This window comes from Brevundimonas subvibrioides ATCC 15264 (genome assembly GCF_000144605.1).
In the GTDB taxonomy this organism is placed as follows: domain Bacteria; phylum Pseudomonadota; class Alphaproteobacteria; order Caulobacterales; family Caulobacteraceae; genus Brevundimonas; species Brevundimonas subvibrioides.
Genome location: NC_014375.1, coordinates 2,046,792 through 2,065,434, shown reverse-complemented (window position 1 = coordinate 2,065,434; position 18,643 = coordinate 2,046,792). Strand labels below are relative to the sequence as shown.

Annotated in this window: 16 protein-coding genes; 9 read left to right on the top strand and 7 right to left on the bottom strand. The window is 67.7% G+C overall.

Annotated elements, in window-relative coordinates:
* Nucleotides 1-37 precede the first annotated feature (37 nt).
* The 4 genes from BRESU_RS10265 (at nt 38) to BRESU_RS10250 (ending at nt 4,855) form a co-directional block, all read left to right on the top strand.
* A complete protein-coding gene (locus BRESU_RS10265; RefSeq protein WP_013269480.1) occupies nt 38-679 on the top strand; it encodes a cytochrome c oxidase subunit II in 642 nt (213 codons plus the stop codon).
* Nucleotides 676-3,159, top strand: a complete 2,484-nt coding sequence (ctaD, locus tag BRESU_RS10260; protein WP_013269479.1) for a cytochrome c oxidase subunit I — start codon at nt 676-678, stop codon at nt 3,157-3,159. The genes BRESU_RS10265 and ctaD overlap by 4 nt, the downstream gene beginning before the upstream one ends.
* Nucleotides 3,156-3,479, top strand: a complete 324-nt coding sequence (locus BRESU_RS10255; RefSeq protein ID WP_013269478.1) for a hypothetical protein — start codon at nt 3,156-3,158, stop codon at nt 3,477-3,479. Before ctaD ends, BRESU_RS10255 begins: the two co-directional genes overlap by 4 nt.
* 80 nt (nt 3,480-3,559) lie before the next feature.
* The gene (locus tag BRESU_RS10250; protein WP_013269477.1) at nt 3,560-4,855 is read left to right on the top strand and encodes a cation:proton antiporter; all 1,296 of its coding nucleotides are present in this window, start codon (nt 3,560-3,562) and stop codon (nt 4,853-4,855) included.
* A gap of 7 nt (nt 4,856-4,862) precedes the next feature.
* On the opposite strand, the gene BRESU_RS10245 is transcribed toward BRESU_RS10250, so the two are convergent.
* From BRESU_RS10245 to BRESU_RS10215, 7 genes are all read right to left on the bottom strand, one after another.
* A complete protein-coding gene (locus BRESU_RS10245; RefSeq protein ID WP_013269476.1) occupies nt 4,863-5,297 on the bottom strand; it encodes a Na+/H+ antiporter subunit G in 435 nt (144 codons plus the stop codon).
* Nucleotides 5,294-5,575: a K+/H+ antiporter subunit F gene (locus BRESU_RS10240; RefSeq protein WP_013269475.1), complete on the bottom strand. Its 282-nt coding sequence runs from the start codon at nt 5,573-5,575 to the stop codon at nt 5,294-5,296. Before BRESU_RS10240 ends, BRESU_RS10245 begins: the two co-directional genes overlap by 4 nt.
* Complete coding sequence (locus tag BRESU_RS10235) at nt 5,572-6,063, bottom strand: Na+/H+ antiporter subunit E (protein ID WP_013269474.1); 492 nt, start codon at nt 6,061-6,063, stop codon at nt 5,572-5,574. Before BRESU_RS10235 ends, BRESU_RS10240 begins: the two co-directional genes overlap by 4 nt.
* Entirely contained in the window at nt 6,060-7,601 is a 1,542-nt protein-coding gene (locus BRESU_RS10230; RefSeq protein ID WP_013269473.1) for a monovalent cation/H+ antiporter subunit D, read from the bottom strand. Before BRESU_RS10230 ends, BRESU_RS10235 begins: the two co-directional genes overlap by 4 nt.
* Nucleotides 7,598-7,948 carry a Na+/H+ antiporter subunit C gene (locus BRESU_RS10225; RefSeq protein WP_013269472.1) on the bottom strand — a complete coding sequence of 117 codons (351 nt, stop codon included), beginning with the start codon at nt 7,946-7,948 and terminating at the stop codon, nt 7,598-7,600. The genes BRESU_RS10230 and BRESU_RS10225 overlap by 4 nt, the downstream gene beginning before the upstream one ends.
* Nucleotides 7,945-10,812, bottom strand: a complete 2,868-nt coding sequence (locus tag BRESU_RS10220) for a monovalent cation/H+ antiporter subunit A (protein WP_013269471.1) — start codon at nt 10,810-10,812, stop codon at nt 7,945-7,947. Before BRESU_RS10220 ends, BRESU_RS10225 begins: the two co-directional genes overlap by 4 nt.
* Nucleotides 10,813-11,050: 238 nt before the next feature.
* Nucleotides 11,051-12,349 carry an SLC13 family permease gene (locus BRESU_RS10215; protein WP_013269470.1) on the bottom strand — a complete coding sequence of 433 codons (1,299 nt, stop codon included), beginning with the start codon at nt 12,347-12,349 and terminating at the stop codon, nt 11,051-11,053.
* 87 nt (nt 12,350-12,436) lie between these two features.
* Here BRESU_RS10215 and BRESU_RS10210 point away from each other — a divergent pair, with 87 nt between their 5' ends.
* The 5 genes from BRESU_RS10210 to BRESU_RS10190 all read left to right on the top strand — a co-directional run bounded on the left by BRESU_RS10210 (nt 12,437) and on the right by BRESU_RS10190 (nt 18,639).
* A complete protein-coding gene (locus BRESU_RS10210; protein ID WP_013269469.1) occupies nt 12,437-13,312 on the top strand; it encodes a hypothetical protein in 876 nt (291 codons plus the stop codon).
* A gap of 547 nt (nt 13,313-13,859) precedes the next feature.
* A complete protein-coding gene (locus BRESU_RS10205; protein ID WP_013269468.1) occupies nt 13,860-15,020 on the top strand; it encodes an iron-containing alcohol dehydrogenase in 1,161 nt (386 codons plus the stop codon).
* 70 nt (nt 15,021-15,090) lie between these two features.
* Nucleotides 15,091-15,831, top strand: coding sequence for an SDR family oxidoreductase (locus tag BRESU_RS10200; protein WP_013269467.1), 741 nt, complete (start codon nt 15,091-15,093; stop codon nt 15,829-15,831).
* A 37-nt stretch (nt 15,832-15,868) separates the two neighbouring features.
* The gene (locus BRESU_RS10195) at nt 15,869-17,713 is read left to right on the top strand and encodes a nuclear transport factor 2 family protein (protein WP_013269466.1); all 1,845 of its coding nucleotides are present in this window, start codon (nt 15,869-15,871) and stop codon (nt 17,711-17,713) included.
* An 11-nt stretch (nt 17,714-17,724) separates the two neighbouring features.
* Nucleotides 17,725-18,639, top strand: coding sequence for a cupin domain-containing protein (locus BRESU_RS10190; RefSeq protein ID WP_013269465.1), 915 nt, complete (start codon nt 17,725-17,727; stop codon nt 18,637-18,639).
* Nucleotides 18,640-18,643: the final 4 nt, after the last annotated feature.

Genomic DNA, 18,643 nt, shown 5'->3' with positions numbered 1-18,643 from the left:
CCTACGGCCTTCGATACTCGTCCTGACAACGGCACTGATGCTGGCGGGTTGCGAGGGGGCCCTGTCCACGGTCGACCCTGCCGGGCCGGCGGCGCGCACCATCGCCCGGATCTGGTGGGTCATGTTGGCCGGGGGCGTGGCTATTTTTGTCCTCGTCATGGCGCTGGTCGCCCTGGCCTTCGTGCGCAGGAGCCGGCCCGTCGACGAGGCCCGGCATGAGCGATTGTGGGTGATCAAGCTGGGCATCGCCTTTCCGGCGGTCGTGCTGCTGGCGCTGCTGGCCTACGGGCTGATCGCGGGGGAGTCCCTGCTGCCACGCCAGGGCCCGGACGTTGTCAGCGTCAGCGCCGAGGCGCGACGGTCGCAGTGGACCTTCGGCTATGCCGATGCGGCGGGACGCAGGACCGAGCACGTCCTGCACATTCCCGCCGGCCGGCCTGTCGATGTCGCAATCACCTCGACCGACGTGATCCACAGCTTCTGGGTGCCGCGTCTCGCCGGCAAGATCGACGCCATCCCGGGTCATTTGAACGTCCTGCGCATCGAGGCGGATGCGCCGGGCACCTATGCCGGTCGCAGCGCCGAGTTCAGCGGCGTCGGCTACGACCAGTTCGCCTTTACGGTGGTCGCCCATGACCCCGCTGCCTGGGAGCGCTTCACCGGAGGCGGCACGCCATGAACACGCTTCAGCGTCACCGCAAACTGTCCGAGATCTGGGCGTCCGAGCCCGGCCCGCGCGGCCTGATCTCGACCGTCAACCATACGGACCTGGGCCGGATGTTCCTGGCCGTGTCCTTCTTCTTCTTCCTGGTCGGCGGCGTGCTGGCCATGCTGATCCGGGCCCAGCTGGCGACACCCCAGTCGGCCTTCGCCGGGCCCGAAATCTACAACCAGATCTTCACCATGCACGGGACCATCATGATGTTCCTGTTCGCCATCCCGACCTTTGAGGGGCTGGCGATGTACCTGCTGCCCAAGCTGCTGGGCACCCGCGATCTCGCCTTCCCGCGGCTCTCGGCCTACGGCTTCTGGTGCTATGTCTTCGGCGGCACGATGATGCTGGTGTCGATGGTGCTGGGCATCGCGCCGGACGGCGGCTGGTTCATGTATCCGCCCCTGACCAGCGCCATCTATTCGCCCGGCATCAACACCGATTTCTGGCTGATCGGGATCACCTTCGTGGAGATCTCGGCCATCGCGGCGGCGGTTGAGCTCACCGTCTCGATCCTGAAATACCGGGCCCCCGGCATGTCGCTGGACAAGATGCCGATCTTCGCCTGGTACGCCCTGGTCACGGCCCTGATGATCCTGACCGGGTTCCCACCGCTGATCCTGGGATCGATCCTGCTGGAACTGGAGCGGGCCTTCGGACTGCCCTTCTTTCAGGCGGAGTTCGGCGGCGACAGCCTGTTGTGGCAGCACCTGTTCTGGCTGTTCGGCCACCCCGAGGTCTACATCATCTTCCTGCCGGCGGCGGGGGTGATCTCGACCATCCTGCCCGTCATGTGTCGAACGACCCTGCTGGGCTACGGCTGGATCGTGGCCTCGGCGACGGGGCTGGCCTTCCTGTCGTTCGGCATCTGGGTCCACCACATGTTCACGACCGGAATCCCGCACATGGGGCTGGCCTTCTTCTCGGCCGCCTCGACCCTGGTGGCGGTGCCAACCGGGGTCCAGCTGTTCGCCTGGATCGGGACCATGTGGAAGGGCAGGCCCAGCCTGCGCATGCCGATGCTGCACCTGCTCGGCTTCTTCTTCACCTTCGTCATCGGCGGACTGACCGGGGTGATGGTCGCGGTCGTGCCGTTCGACTGGCAGGCGCACGACACCGCCTTCGTCACGGCCCACCTGCACTACGTCCTGTTCGGCGGCTTCGTCTTTCCGATCATGGCCGGGCTCTATTACTGGATGCCGCACGTCAGCGGCCGCAAGCGGTTCTTCCGGCTCGGCGAGCTGGCCTTCGCCCTGGTCTTCATCGGCTTCCACGTGACCTTCCTGGCCATGCACTGGGTCGGGCTGCTGGGTCAGCGGCGACGCATCTCGACCTATTTGCCGGAGGACGGCTGGACGACGGTCAACCTGATCTCCTCGATCGGCAGTTTCGTGCTGGCCATCGGCATCGCCATGGTAATCGTCGACCTGGTCCTGCACGCCTTCACCGCGCGCCGCAGCCGCCGCGATCCGTGGAAGGCCGGGACGCTGGAATGGGCGATGATGACGCCGCCCCCGGCCTATAATTTCGCCAGTCTGCCGCACGTGAACAGTCGCCAGCCGCTGGCCGACGATCCCGACCTGCCGATCCGTCTGGCGCGCGGGGAGGGCTATCTGTCCGAACCCGAACGGGGCTGGCGCGAAAGCCTGACGGTCGAGATCGCGAGCGGCAAGCCGGACTTCCACATCATCTATCCGACGAATACCCGCCTGCCGATCGTGATGGCGGCGGTCACCGGAGTGTTCTTCGTCTCCCTGCTGCTCAAGTTCTACTGGACGGTTCCGCTGGCGGTCGTGGGGGTGACGATCCTCGCCTGGCGCTGGGCCTGGTCGCTGGGGCGAAAGACCGATCTGCCGCTGCGCGCCATCGGCCAGGGTCTGGACCTGCCCAACGCCACCCAGGTCGGACGCTCGCCCAGCTGGTGGGGCTCGGTCTTCCTGCTGACGGCCAATGCGACCTTCTTCGGCTCCCTGCTGTTCGGGTTCGCCTTCCTCTGGACCGTGGCCCCGGCGTGGCCGCCGCCCGCCTGGTTCGGCACCTCGCTGCTGGAGTGGGCGCTCGGTATCCTCGGCGCGGGCCTGGCTGGGGTGTCGATCCGCCGGGCTGCGCGGGCCAATGCCCGGGGCGATGACGTCCGGGTGTGGCTGGGTGTCGCCTTCCTCGGCGCGCTGTTCGTGGCCGCGGCGGCGCTCGGGATCGTGGTCCGCGCGCCCACCCCCGCCGACCATGCCTATGGGGCGACGCTGCTGGTGCTGGGCGGCTATGCGCTGTTCCACGCCGCGCTCGTCGCCCTGATGGTGGCCTTCCTGGCCGCGCGGGTGGTCCGGGGCTTCACCTCGCCAAGTCGTCATGCCGAGTTCCCGGTCGTGACCCTGTGGGTCGACTACCTCGCCGCCACGGCCCTCCTGATCCTTGCGGTCGCCCATGCGCCGGGGCTGCTGGCGTGAAGGACATCCTTCGGATCCTGATCGCGCCGCTGGTCTGGCTGGCCAGTTTCAGCGCGGTCTATGGCCTGCACGGGCTGATCTGCGGGCACGGGATCGACGGCACGGTATTCGGCGTGATCCCCGTGCCACGCCTTCTGCTGGTGGGGGCCTACGGCCTCGCCATCGTGGTCCAGCTGGGCCTGGTCTGGGCCCTGCATAGTTCGCGCTTCGGCTCGCCGTCGCCCTTTGTGCGCTTCGTCAGCCGTGCCACGGCCTGGGTTGGCCTCGTCTCCGCCGTCTGGGCCCTGCTGCCGACGGTCACGACGACCTACTGCCTCTGAGGCGAGAAAGAGCGCCCGGGTAACCTCTGATACGCTGGCGCATTGAGCAACCTCTCAGCACGCCCCCACACCGGAACGCCATGCCCGATCCCTATATCCTCATCCTGTTCGTCGTCGGATCGCTGATCGCGCTGGTGGCCTGGCTGCCCCTCGTGTTCCGGCGCGCGCCCCTGTCTCTGCCGATCGTCTGCGTCGCCCTGGGGGCGGGCATCTTCAGCCTGCCGCAGGTGGGGTTCGATCCCATGCCCCAGGCCTATCCGGACATCACGGAGCGTCTGACCGAGTTCGTGGTCATCATCGCCCTGATGGGAGCCGGCCTGAAGATCGACCGCGTCTTCAATCTGAAACGCTGGGGTGTCACCTGGCGCCTCCTCGGCATCACCATGATGGTCTCGATCGCCGCCATCGCGGGGCTGGGTTACGGGCTGCTGGGCCTGGGACTGGCCGGGGCCATCCTGCTGGCCGGCAGCCTGGCCCCGACCGACCCGGTGCTCGCCTCCGACATCCAGGTCGGGGCGCCGCAGGAGGGCAAGGAGGACGAGGTCCGCTTCGGCCTGACCTCTGAGGCCGGGCTCAACGACGGCCTCGCTTTCCCGTTCGTGCATCTCGCCATCGCCCTGGCCCTGGTCGCGGCCGGCCAGAAGACGGACTGGTTCGTCGAATGGTTCACTGTCAATGTGCTGTGGGAGACCGGCGCGGGGCTGGTGATCGGCTGGGCCGTGGGCTGGCTGTTCGGCTGGCTGACCTTCATGATCCCGATCAGCACGCGGCTGGCGGCGACGCGGGACGGGTTCATCGTCCTTGCCGCGACCTTCATCTCGTATTCCGTGACCGAGATGCTGCACTGCTACGGCTTCCTGGCCGTCTTCATTACGGCCCTGGCTTTCCGGCATGCGGACCGGGACCACGACTTTCACGTCCAGATGCACGACTTCATCGAACAGATCGAACGCATGGCCATGATGGTCGTCCTGGTGCTGTTCGGCGGGGCCCTGGTCTCCGGTCTGCTGGCCCCGCTGCGGCCGATCGACATGCTGGCGGCGGTTCTGATCGTGCTGGTCGTGCGGCCGGCCGCCGGCATGCTCGGCTTCATCGGCTGGGATGCGCCGATGCGCGAGAAGCTGATCCTGGCCTTCTTCGGTATCCGCGGCGTCGGGTCCTTCTACTACCTCGCCTATGGGCTGAACGCCGCGCCGTTCGCGGGCGGTGACCGCCTGTGGGCTCTGGTCGGCCTGATCTGCCTGATGTCGATCCTGCTGCACGGCATCACCGTCACGCCGGTGATGCGGTGGTTCGACCGCAGCCAGGGCCGTGATCCGGACGCAGACGAGGATGCGGACCAGGCCACGACCTCGGGTCGAGGGGCCTCGGCCTGAGGCGGGCTCAGGATTGGGTCTTGTCGACCGGCGCGCTAGAGACGGAGTCGAACCGTGCGTCCGCGCCGACGAAGGTCGCCCAGTCCGAATCGCCGGGCGGGGACGGCAGGCCGTCCATGATGTGGTCACTCGGATTGGGGTCGATGCCGCGGCCCTGGCGATGGATATGGGCCTTGGCGATCATGTTGGCCGAGACGGGCGCAGTCAGGAACAGGAACAGGGCGATCAGCAATTCGTGGGCCGAAAAGTCGCCTCCCCGGGCGGGGAAATAGATCATGGAGGCGATCAGGCAGGCCCCGACCCCCAGGGTGGTGGCCTTGGTCGGTCCATGCAGCCGGGTCATGACCGAGGGCAGCTTGGCCAGGCCCCAGGACCCGACCAGGGTGAACGCCCCGCCGACCACCAGCAGCAGCGAGATTGCGATTTCGGCGAACAGGCTCATTCGACGATGTCCCCGCGCAGCAGGAATTTACAGTAGGCGACCGTGCCCACGAAACCGACCATGGCCAGCAGCAGCGCCGCCTCGAAATAGGCCGAGGTCGTATAGGCGATGCCGAACAGCACGATCAGGGCGATGGCGTTGATGGTCAGGGTGTCGACCGCCAGGATCCGGTCCGCCGACAGCGGCCCCCGCCACAGCCGGAACAGGTTCAGCAGGATCGACAGGCTGACGCACACGAAGGCGAAGCCCAGCGCCACGGGCAGGAGGGTTCCGGTCATATGAACACCTTCAACAGACGACCCTCGTAGCGGCGTTTCATGCGGATGACCTCCGCCTCCGGGTCGGACACGTCCAGGGCATGAACCAGCAGAAATCGGCCGCAGCCGGAGATGTCGCTGGAGACGGTGCCGGGGGTCAGGCTGATGGTCGCCGCCAGGGTCGTGATCGCCTCGGGGGAGCGGAGCTCCAGCGGGATCACCAGCCATCGGGCGCGCAGGTCGCGATTGCGTCGCGTCAGGATGACCGAGGCGACGTGGAAATTGGCGATGACGATGTCGAACAGGACGATGCCGACATAACCGATCAGGGCGCGGCCGAAGCGGATCCGGGGCTGATCGGGCCAGAAGCGATTGATGTACAGCGGCACCAGCACCCCGAACACCAGGGCCAGGAACAGGGCACCGAAGGTGAAGGCGTTGACCAGCAGCATCCAGACCGCGACCAGCATCGCGCTCAGAGCCGGATGGGGGAAGAGGCGGCGGATCATCGGCGACCTCCGGACTGCGGACCCAGGACGGCTGCGATATACTGTTCCGGGGCGAACAGCTGCGTCGCCGCCGCTGCCGTATAGCGGGTCACAGGCCCCGCCAGCACCGTCAGACCGGCGAGCGTCAACAACAGGGCGGCGGCCGCCCCCACCCCCCCGCGCGTGCCGCGCAGGGCGCGCAGCTCGATCTCGCCCTCGACCGCCGCGCTCTTCCAGAAGATCATGCTGCCGGCCCGGGCGAGGGCCAGCACGCCGAGGACGGTGGTGGTCAGGATCACGCCCCAGATCCAGACGGCGTGTGGCGCAGCCCGCACCCCATCCAGCACCAGCAGCTTGCCGACGAAACCCGACAGGGGCGGCAGGCCGACGGCAGCGATGGCGGCGAGGAAGAACAGGGCCGACAGGATCTCGCTCTGGCGGAAGCGGGGGGCCAGGGTGAGGGAGTCGCCATGCTGGGCGCGTCGCTGTGCGATCAGGTCGACGATCAGGAACAGAGCGGCCCCGGCCAGGGTCGAATGCAGGATGTAATACAGCGCCGGCCCCATGGCCTGGACGGTGAAGACCGAGACGGCGCACAGCACCGTCCCCATCGAGCCGACCACGGCCCAGGCGGCGAGATCGCGCAGGCCGCGGGCCGCGAACATCCCGATAAAGCCGATGACGATGGTCACCAGCGCGGCGGGCAGCAGCCAGGGGCCGACCAGGAACGCCAGTCCGCCCGCGTCCTCGCCGAAGATCAGCGTGCTGGTGCGGATGATGGAATAGGCTCCGACCTTGGTCATGATGGCGAACAGGGCCGCCACCGCCCCTGTCGTGGCCGCATAGGTGCCGGGCAGCCAGAAATGCAGCGGCACCAGCGCGGCCTTCAGCGCGAAGACCGTGGTCAGCAGCAGGCCGGCGGCGGCGAGCAGTGCCTGATCCCCCGCCGGTGCCGCGGCCACGCGCACCGCCAGATCGGCCATGTTGAGCGTGCCCGTGACCCCGTAGAGCAGGCCGACGGCGACGAGGAACAGGGTCGATCCGACCAGGTTGATGATCACATACTGCACCCCCGCCTTCAGCCTCTGACCGCCCTGGCCGTGCAGCATCAGACCGTAGGAGGCGATCAGCAGGACCTCGAAGAAGACGAAAAGGTTGAACAGGTCGCCGGTCAGGAAGGCTCCGTTCAGGCCGAGAAGCTGGAACTGGAACAGGGGGTGGAAATGCCATCCCTTGCGGTCCGTCCCGGTGCTGATGGCATAGACCATGACGATCAGGCCGAGGATCGCGGTCAGCAGCAGCATCATGGCCGACAGGCGGTCCAGCACCAGGACGATGCCGAAGGGCGCGCGCCAGTTGCCCAGGGCATAGCTCTGGATTGTGCCGCCACCCGCCTCGTTCACCAGCACGGCGGCGACCAGGATCAGGATCAGGCAGGATCCGATGGAGGCCAGTCGCGACAGGGTCAGGCGATGGCGCAGCAGCAGAACCATCGCGGCGCCCATGACGGCGGGCAGGAGGAGGCTGGTGACCACCCACCAGGAAACGATCAGGTTCATTGGTCGGCCTCCGGATCCGGGCGGCCATCGACGCGGTCGACGCCCGTCTCCAGGAAGCTGCGCAGGGCCAGAACGACGACGAAGGCGGTCATGCCGAAGGCGATGACGATGGCGGTCAGGACCAGGGCCTGGGGCAGGGGATCGGTGTAGCTGTCCGCCGCCTTGTCGTAGAGCGGCGGTCGGTCGATCACCAGCCGCCCCATGGCGAACAGGAAGACGTTGATCGCATAGGACAGGAAGGCCAGGCCCAGCACGACGGGGAAGGTCCGTCGTCGCAGGACCAGATAGACGCCGGCCGCCGTCAGGACGGCGATGGCCGAGGCGATCAGGAACTCCAGGCTGATCATCGGTCCGCCTCCGTCGAGGCAGGGCGCGGGGGCGCGCGGGACGGGTCGATGTCCATCGCCGCATCGGCCGGCAGGGGCTCCTGCTTCTCCGCGCTCTGCGCGACCTGGGACAGCTGGGCCAGGGCCAGGATCACCGCGCCGATGACCGTCAGCGCCACGCCGACGTCGAACAGCATGGCGGTGGCGAGCTCGAACGCGCCGATCACGGGCAGGCTGAAATAGTCGAAGGCCGTGGTCATGAACGGGGCACCGAACAGCAGCGAGCCCAGGCCGGTGGCGGCCGCGATCAGCACGCCCAGACCGATCAGGGTGTGGTGGTCCGCGCGCAGTCGCTGGGCCGCGAACTGATAGCCGGAGGCCATGTACTGCATCAGGATGGCGATGGAGATGACCAGACCCGCGATGAAGCCGCCGCCGGGCTGGTTGTGGCCGCGCAGGAAGATGTACAGGCCCACCATCACGGCCAGCGGCAGCAGCAGGCGGGTGGCGACCACCAGCATCATCGGGTGGTGCTCGGGCGAGCGCGGGGTATCCGGTGCCCAGGCCAGGATCCGGCGTCCGCTGGCCCCCGTTCCGACGGTTTCCAGCAGGGCGACGATGGCCAGGGCGGCGATGCCCAGAACGATGATCTCGCCGAAGGTGTCGAAGCCCCGGAAATCGACCAGGATGACGTTGACGACATTGGTGCCGCCCCCGCCCGAGTACGCGTTCTCCCAGAAATAGGCGGAGATGCTGTCCAGCGGCCGGGTCATGACGGCCCAGGCCGCGCCGCCGACCCCCAGACCCGACAGCACGGCCAGCCCGCCGTCGCGCAGGCGGCGGGGCAGGCCGCTCTCGCGTGGGCTGGTCTTGGGCAGCAGGTTGAGCGCCAGCAGCATCAGCAGGATGGTGACCACCTCGACCGAGATCTGCGTCAGGGCCAGGTCCGGCGCGGACAGGTGGATGAAGCCCAGCGAGATCACCAGCCCGACGATGCCGATATAGATCAGCGACAGGTAGCGCGCGCGGTGATGGAGCAGCACCAGAACCGTCGCCGTGATCAGCGCGGCCCAGGCCACGATCGCCATCGGCGAGGCCGGGGTCGTCGGCCGGTCGCCGGCGACGAATCCGAAGCCGAAGAAGCCGGCGAAACCGACCACCACGGCGGTGCCGATGAACATGGCGATGTAGCGCTCTAGCGAGCCGTTCTGGGTTCGGTCGGTGAAGGCCACCGTCGCCCGGGTCGCCGCCTCGAGCCCCCGATCGAACAGGGTCTTGGCATCGGGCAGCACCAGACGGTGCCAGACGGCGGCGATGGGCCGATGCGCGCCCAGGATCACCGCCCCGATGCCGATGGCGGCGAGGCTCATGAACAGGGCGGGGGTCACCCCATGCCACAGCGACAGGGAATAATAGGGGGTCTCGCCCCCGATCACGGCCCGCGACACCGCTTCGACCAGGGGCCCCGCGACGACGGCGGGGAACAGGCCGATGGCGACGACCAGGCCGACCAGCACCGCCGGTGGGCCCCACAGGCCGATGCCCGGATCATGCGGCGTCTTCGGATAGTCGGTGCGTGTCGTCCCGAAATAGACATGGACGATGTAGCGGAACGAATAGGCCACCGAGAAGGTCGCGCCGAGCGTGGCCAGGGCCGGCACCAGCCAGGGCTGGCTCCACCAGACGGTATGGGACGCCTCCTCCAGCATCATTTCCTTGGAGATGAAGCCGTTCAGCGGCGGGATGCCCGCCATCGACAGGCCGGCGACGACCGCCAGGGTCGCGGCGATCGGCATTAGGGTCGCCAGGCCGCCCAGCCGCTTGATGTCGCGCGTCCCCGCCTCGTGATCGACGATGCCCGCGTTCATGAACAGGGCGGCCTTGAAGGTCGCGTGGTTGAGGATGTGGAAGACTCCGACCACCGCCGCCATCGGGGTGCCGAACCCGAACAGCATGGTCAGGAAGCCCAGATGGCTGATGGTCGAATAGGCCAGCAGCCCCTTCAGGTCATCCTTGAACAGGGCCACGACGGCGGCGAAGACCATGGTCACCAGGCCGGTCGTGGCCACGAGGTAGAACCATTCGCCCGTGCCCGACAGGACGGGCCACAGCCGCGCCAGCATGAAGATGCCGGCCTTCACCATGGTGGCGGAATGCAGATAGGCGCTGACCGGCGTCGGAGCGGCCATGGCGTGGGGCAGCCAGAAATGGAACGGGAACTGGGCCGACTTGGTGAAACAGCCGCCCAGGATCAGCAGCAGGGCCGGCAGATACAGCGGTGACGCCTGGATCGCCTCGCGGTTCTGCAGGATCACGGTCAGATCGTAGGAGCCGGCGATATTGCCCAGGATCAGCAGCCCGCCGATCAACGACAGCCCGCCCGCGCCCGTGACCGCCAGCGCCATCCGCGCGCCCTGCCGGCCCTCGGGCAGGTGCCGCCAAAAGCCGATCAGCAGGAAGGACGACAGGCTGGTCAGCTCCCAGAAGATCAGCAGCAGCAGGACGTTGTCCGACAGCACGATGCCCGTCATCGCCCCCTGGAACAGCAGCAGATAGACGAAGAACCGCCCCATCGGATCCGCCTTGGCCAGGTAGAACCGGGCATAGACGATGACCAGCAGGCCGATGCCCAGGATCATGCCCGCGAACATCAGGCCGAGCGCGTCGAGAAACAGATTGAGGTTCAGCCCCAGCAGCGGGATCCAGTCGATCCGGGCCTGCACGACCTCGCCCGCCAGCACGGCGGGGGCGAACGATCCGAGGATCACCAGCGCCGCCAGCGTCACAGCACCGGCCGCCAGTGCACTGGCATTGCGCCCCCTGCGAATAGCCAGGGCCGGCGCGAGAGCACCGATCAGGGGCAACAGGGCAAGGACAAGCAGCAACGACTGACTTTCTCGTTCGAGATATTCGGGATCGGGCACGCGCTCGATCGAGACGCGTCGTCCGGACCCTAGCCGAGGCGGCCCCGAGGTGGCGACCCCGGGATCTTTCATCCGGTCGTTTTGAAGCAGGTCGAGCGTGATCGCCCGGGAGCCGGGATTGTCGACAACCGCTGCGGTTCTGCAGCCGCTGAGAGCGATCCGTCTGACCGGGCGCACCAGCGAAGCCGTGGACGATGGCTCAGAAGGGGAAGAAAATCGGAATGGCGATGACCCCGGCGATCCAGGTGACGAGGTTCAGGGGAACGCCGACCCGCACGAAATCCATGTACTTGTATTTGCCGACCTCGAACACGAGCACATTGGTCTGGTAGCCGAACGGCGTCGCGAACGCCGCCGAGGCCGCCATCATCACCGCGACGAGGAAGGGGCGGGGATCGACGCCGAGGCTGTCGGCCAGAGCCACCGCCACCGGGGTGATCAGGACCGCGACGGCAGCGTTCGACAGAAACTCGGTGGCGAAAAGGGTGACCCCGTACAGGATCGCCAGGGCGACGAGGGGGCCGAAAGGGCGAATGACGTCGATGAGCAGACCCGTGCCGGACGCGGCCAGTCCTGTGACTTCGATCGACAGGCCAACCACGACCATGCCGGCGATCAGAAGAAGGACTTCGGGGCGCAGGCCGGCATAGGCCTCGTCCGGGCTGATGACGCGCAGCAGGATCAGGATGACGGCACCGGCAAAGGCAGAAGCGGCGATCGGCGCGATGCCGAGGGCCGCGGCGATGATGACGCCCGCGAACACGACGAGAGAGATCGACGCCCGCCGGAGATCAAACGGGCGATCGACGGCGAACAGTTCCGCGTCTCCCAGAAGGCCATCGCCTGTCTGCTCGTGCGGGCCGTAGAGCGTCGCCTCCGCGTCGGCGCGACCGGCGAGCAGCCGTCCGCCGACGAGAAAAAGATAGAGACCGCCGACCGCGGCGATGATCAGGCCGACGGGCGTGATCTCGAACAGGCTGAAGACGGGCTGGCCGGCGTTTCGCGCCATGTCGTTGACCAGAAGATTGGTCGAGGTCCCGATCAGGGTGCAGGCGCCGCCCATGATGGTGATGTAGCTGAGCGGGATCAGGAACCGCTTGGGCGAGAGATTGAGCGAGGTCGCGACGTCTCGCACCACGGGCGCGGCGAGGACCACGATCGGCGTGTTGTTGAGGAAGGCGGACGCGCCGCCGCACAGGACAATGACCAGCCAGAGGCCGGCCGCTCCGAGGCGCGCGCAGAGCGCCGTGGCCTGGCGGATCAGCAGACCAAGCAAGCCGGAAAGCTCGATCGCGTAGGCGATGACGAACAGGCAGGCGAGGGCGATGACGGCGGGGCTGGCGAAGGCTCCCTGGACCTCGACAGGCCGTATGACCCCCATCAGCAGCAGAGCGGCGGCGGCCGTCAAGGCCGCTACGTCGGATCGCACCTTGCCATGGATCAGGACGCCCACGACCACGACCAGGACGACCAGAGCCGCGATCTGATTGAATTCCATCTTCCTTGCTGACGCCCCGAAGGGGGCCGGGTCAAGCCTTGCCGCCTGCGGTCGCGCTCAGGAACGTTCCCGTGCTAGGGTCGCGGGATGTCACGCTACGTTTCGATGTCGCGTCGCCGATCGATCCTGGCGGCGGCGCTCGTGTCCGCGGCCAGTCTTGCGCTCGTCCAGTGCGACCGCGCGGCCGATGCGCCGACCACGCCTGACACCGCCGACGCGCCCGTGGCGATACCGGAGAAGGCGACCCCTCTCGCACCGCAACCCCAGACCGCGCTTGGCCGCGGCGACCTGATCAGCGCCGCCGCACAGGCGGCCTCGGCCTATGCGGAGGGTCGGACCCCGACAACGGCTGATCCTCTGATCGGGCGCAGCTTCACGGTGCGGATGCCGTTCGGATGTTCAGGCCCTGCGATACCCGGTGCAGCCGAGGGAGAGCCAGGCGTCGCCCGCTGGTCCCCGGCCGACGACAACCGGGCCATCCAGCTCAGCTTGACGCCGGGCGACTGGACGGACTCCGCGCTCATCGCGGCTCCTCTCGGCGCGCGCGAGGCGGAGACGTGGGAGGCGGTCGAGGGCTTCTGGGTCCCGCGCCCCTGGATGGCGGCCGAAACCTGTCCTTCCGCTCCGACCGATCCGTTGCTGACCGTGGAGCCGGCGGTCTCGCCGCAGACCCTGGGCATTGCGGCGGTGTTTGAAGCGGGGGGCTCGCGTGTCGGACGGCGAAATGGTCGAGCCTACGCCTTCTCGGTCCGGCCCGCGGCAGGTCAGACGCTGTCCCCCCCGGTCGGCGGCTATCGCCTGGTGTTGCAGGGACGGATCGTCGGCTTCCCGGGAGGCCGCGCGATCCGCTGCAAGGCCTCAGGTCCCGATCAGCGTCCGGTCTGTGTCGCGGCCGCGCGCATGGATCGCGTCGCCTTCGAAGACGCCGCGGGCGCTGTGCTCACGGAGTGGCGGGCGGGCTGACAGGCCCCGACCGCATCCGGTCAACACCTTCGCTCCAGTGTCGTTGCGCTGGCACCGAGCAGACTGTGCGGGACGTCATCTTCAGCGGCCGGGGCGGGGTTCTGCGCGCTCGGAGCGGCGCCACGGCCAGCACCCCTCGATCTCTGTCTCCAGCGAGGTGCCTGTTCAAAGCGATAACCGCAAAACTCCAATACATCCGGTCCAGGCAGAGACCGGGCGAGCCAGGCCGGTCATGACCTGCTCTCATCCGCGTGGAAGGGTTGCCTGTACCGGAGTCTGGCGGCCGAAGGGCCCGACGTTGCGGGGCCTTGCACGACCGGCGTCAGATCAGAGCACGGTGCCGGGGGTGTGTGGCGGTGCTGTCAGTCCAACGCGAACTCGTCTCCATCGGATCGCGCAATACGGTCACGGACCCGGCGAGGCACCGTTTGCAGAGACGAAGCCCCAAACCGTGTGAGCGGTCAAACACGCAAGTTCGATTGCCGTCCCAGTCAAGTCTGACCAGCCACAAGCGCTAAGCCGGTGCCTGGAAGAATTCGAGGGCGGTATGATCTGCGATGAGACCAGGCTTCTGACGTTGACGAACGTCGGCCTTGTCCGCTTCGGCGAAGGGGTCGCGACGATGTGCGCGACGGATCTGGCGGATCAGGGCGTCCGGCGGGTTTTCGTCGTCACGACGCCGCCCACGCTGACGCACTGTGAAGGAATGGTCGCGGCGCTGCGCGCCCGGGGCTGTGCCGTGACGATCTGGTCCGACCTTGCAGGCGAGCCGACGCTCGGCGAGTTCGGTCTGGCACTCAAGGCAGCGAAGGATTTCGGGGCCGACGCGGTCGTGGGGCTCGGCGGCGGCAGCGCCATGGACGTCGCCAAGCTCGTGGCCGCCCTGCTGGACGGGAAGCAGGACCTCACCGACGTCATCGGGGTTGATCGTCTGAGGGGGCGAGCCCTGCCGCTCGCCTGCATTCCCACCACCGCCGGAACCGGCAGCGAGGTCACCCCGATCGCCATTCTGTCGGACGAGGACGAGGAGCTGAAGAAGGGCGTCGTGAGCCGCCATCTGGTGCCCGACGCTGCCTATCTCGATCCGGGCCTGACGGTTTCGATGCCACCCGCCGTGACCGCCGCCACCGGCCTCGATGCACTGACCCATTGCATCGAGGCCTACGCCAATCGCTTCGCGCACCCGCTGGTCGATGTGCAGGCACTCGCCGGCATCGCCTTGATCGCGGCGAACCTGGAATGTGCGGTCTACGACGGATCGGATATCGCGGCCAGGGCGGCGATGTTGCGGGCCAGCTATTACGGCGGGCTGTGCCTCGGGCCGGTGAACACGGCCGCGGTCCATGCCCTGGCCTATCCGCTCGGCGGGGAGTTCCACATTGCCCACGGCGTCGCCAACGCCCTGCTGCTCCCGCATGTCCTGCGCTTCAACTTGGACGCCGCGCCCGAACGCTACGCCGCCGTCGCCCACGCTCTGGGCGTGGCACCTTCTGCAGATGCGCGGACCGATGCGCTTGCCGGCATCGAGCGTATCGTCGATCTGTCGCGTCGCTGCGGTGTGGAAATGTCGATGGCGCGCTTCGGCATCACCAGGGACGCCATTCCCCGCATGGCGACGGCGGCGATGACCGTGACCCGACTGCTTGAGCGGAACCCGCGCGTCGTGACGCTCGACGATTGCTCTCGCATCTACGAGGCGGCGCTGTGACGATCGCATCAGCCCGCTGCCTTACGTTCCAGTGCGATGTTACGACATGCCCGGTGGATCAGGCTGGAGCATGCTAGTGGGCAAGGGCGTCTTTCTCGTCGTCGGCGGAAGTCGCGGCATCGGCGAAGCGGTGGCCGTCCGTGCCGCGGCTGCGGGTCACCCGGTGGTGCTGACGTACGCCGATCGCCCGGACCGCGCCGAAGGGGTTGTGGCGAGGATCGTCGCGGCGGGTGGCCATGCCGTCGCGGTGGGGGCGGACGTTGCCGTCGAGGGCGACGTCGACGCAATTTTCGATGCTGTCGCCGACATTGGACCTCTGACGGCGATGGCGTTCTGCGCCGGGGTTACCGGCCCTGCCTCCCCGCTGGCAGACGCCGCCGTGGACACGCTCTCCCGGGTCATTGCGGTGAACCTGTTGGGGGCGATCCTGTGTGCCCGTCGCGCAATCCAGGTCATGGCGACCCGGCGTGGGGGGCAGGGAGGTTCGATCGTCATCCTGTCCTCCCGCGCGTCCGACTATGGCTCGGCCGGGGAGTTCGTCTGGTACGCCGCCAGCAAGGGCGGGCTGAACTCGCTCGCCATTGGCCTTGCCAGGGAAGTGGCTGCCGACGGCGTGCGGGTGAACGTCGTGTCGCCGGGCCCGATCGATACCGAAATGCACCGCCCGGGCCGGCTGGACGAGGGGGCCCGACGTGCGCCGATGCAGCGCGCCGGAACGCCGGACGAGGTTGCCGCCAGCGTCATGTTCCTGAGCTCGGAAGACGCCGCCTTCGTCACGGGTGCCACCATCAACGTCTCGGGGGGACTCTAGAGTGCCAGCGCCCGACACCGGACCTGCGATCCCCGGAATGGGCCGCGTCGCCGCGCAGGTGGAGCGTGTCGAAAGCGTGCGTGCCATCAAGCGGCTTCAACACGCCTGGGCACACTATGCCCAGATCGGCCTTTGGGACGATATCGCCGCGCTGTTCGCAGCAGACGGCGTGTTCGTCCGCGGTGAGTTACGGATAACCGGGCCATCGGCCATTCGGGACCACCTGCGCCAGACAGTCGGGGAGGTGGCGCAGGGGCGCTTGCTGGTCGACCTTGTCATGTCGCCCGTCGTGACCCTGTCGGCGGATGGTCGCTCCGGGAAGGGGCGCTGGCACGAACTCACCATCGACGCGGTTGCCGGAGAGCGCGCGGACTGGGCCGGTGGCATCCAGGAAAACGACTACGTGCTCGAGGAGGGGGCCTGGAAGATCGCGAGCCTTCACGCCTTTCCCCAGTTCGCCGGGCCGTATCTGGACGGCTGGCGCAACGTCGTCGACCCGCCACAGGCGGTCGAATACCACTTCTCGCCGGCCTCGGCAGGCCGACCGGCGACCGATCTGCCCGATAACTGGCCGGTGCCGGACACGGCGGACGTCGCGCAGGACGTGTCGGTCAGGATCGTGCGGCTGGAAGATGAGGCCGCGATCGTCCGCCTGCAGAACAGCTGGGGCTACTACGTCGATCGCCGGCAATGGGACGATGTCGCTGACCTGTTCGCCGAGGACGGTCGTCTGGTTCTGGCCGGTGGCGACGTCGTGGGTCCAGACGCAATCCGTCAGCGCCTGGAGGCCGTTCATCCTGCGGGTCTTCGACACGGTGAGTTGAACGATCACCTTCTGTTTGCACCGGTCGTCACGGTCGATCACGGCGGTCAGACCGCATCGGCGCGCGGCATCGTGTTGGGGATGCTGGGCCTCAATCACGTCGAGGCGCACTGGACGGTGGCGACCTGCGAAAACAGCTACGTCAAGCAGGACGGCGTCTGGCGTCTTGCCGCAGCACGCCTGTATCCGCGGGCAGCCGCGGACTATGTCCTCGGCTGGGCCGGCAGCCAGGTCACCGACCATCCCACATGGGCGCTGGCTGCGGCATCGGGGGACGTGTGCCACCCGGTGGCCGCCTTCCCGGAAATTCAGTTCGAGCATCCAGTTCGAGGGGGCAGGCCCTCGTTTCCTCCAGCAACCACGGTGCTGGCGGTGTCGTCGGTCGATGCCCGCAGTGTCCGGGAAGCGCCCGATCCGACCCCGACCACGGACGGTCTGGAACGCCGCCTGGCCGCCACGGCGGCCGTCGATGCGGTGGAGAACATCGCCACGGCCTATGGCTACTACATCGACGAATTTCGGTGGGCCGAGGTGCGGGATCTGTTCTCGACGCACGGCTGGAAGGAACTGTCCTACATCGGCACCTATGTCGGCCGGGACCGCGTCTACCAGTCCCTGATCCATCGCTACGGCGACAAGGGGCGTGTTTCGTCCTTTCTGGCCATTCACCAAAAGATTCAGCCGGTTATCACGGTCGCCGCAGATGCCGGTTCTGCGCGCATGCACCTGCGGCTGTTCCAGGTGGGATCCCTGCCCACCGGGCCGGGGCCCTTCATCGGCGGCGTCTACGAGGACGAGGCCGTCCTGGAAGACGGCGTCTGGAAGCTGTCCGGCATGGATCTCGATTACATCTGGTTCTCCGGATACCGGGACGGGTGGGGAAGGGTCGATCCGGCCGCCGCCCGCCAGTTCGCCCCGGGTCCGGACGTTCTTGCGGACTATCCGCCCGACCGTCCGCTGCGCGGACCCGTGTTCTCGCCGTTCCCCGATGCGGAACCGCTGCCTTTCCATTTCCGCAATCCCGTGAGCGGCCGAGAGCCGCCGCTGCTGCTCGAGTAGGAGTCCTGACGATGTCCAGCGCCAGTCTGATGTATGCCAGCAGCGATCCGCGTGCCGGGCTGAGCACTGCAAAGGTCGGGGGCAGCGCGCCGGCGGACCGGGGGTTCGGGGCGTCGTCCTATGCTCTGTTCGGCGAACTCGCCCCCCAGATCGACGACGAGAGCGGACGCACCTGGCTGACCCGCGGCCAGAACTTCGTCGTTGCCTACACGGAAGCGAAGCCGGGCGCGCGGTTCGAACGACGGGACCAGGTAGATGAGTATGTCGCCCTGATCGAAGGCGCGGCGACTGTTCGCGCCGGCGCAGAAACCGTCCAGGTCAACGGCGGACACATCGTCATGATACCGCCGGGGGACAGCGATCTCGAGCTTCCGCACGGGGGCACGCTCGTGCGTCTGTTCACGACCCGGTCCCTGGATCTGGCCGCGCTGGCCGCCAACGCAGACGTCTATGCGGACCCTGCGCCCTTCATTCCGCCGCTGGAGCCCTGGCCCGACCCGGCGGGCGGCTTTCGCATCCGCGCCTATGACCTGACCGTGCCGCCACAGGAGGGCAGGTTCGGACGGATCTGGCGGTGCACGACCTTCATGGTCAACGTGTTCGAGCCCGCAGGCCCGCGGGATGTCACCAGGCTGTCGCCGCATCACCACGATGATTTCGAGCAGGGCTCGCTCGCGCTCGGAGGGTCGTTCATTCACCATCTCCGCTGGCCGTGGACGGAGAACTCGCTCGACTGGCGTGACGATGAGCACATGCTCTGCCCCGCGCCTTCCGTGGCGATCATTCCGCCGCGATCGATCCACACCTCGGCCTCCGTGGCCGCGGAGGACAATCGCCTCGTCGACATCTTCAGCCCGCCGCGGGCCGACTTCTCGGCCATGGCGGGCTGGGTACTGAACGCCGACGATTATCCGATGCCGGGTTGAAGGG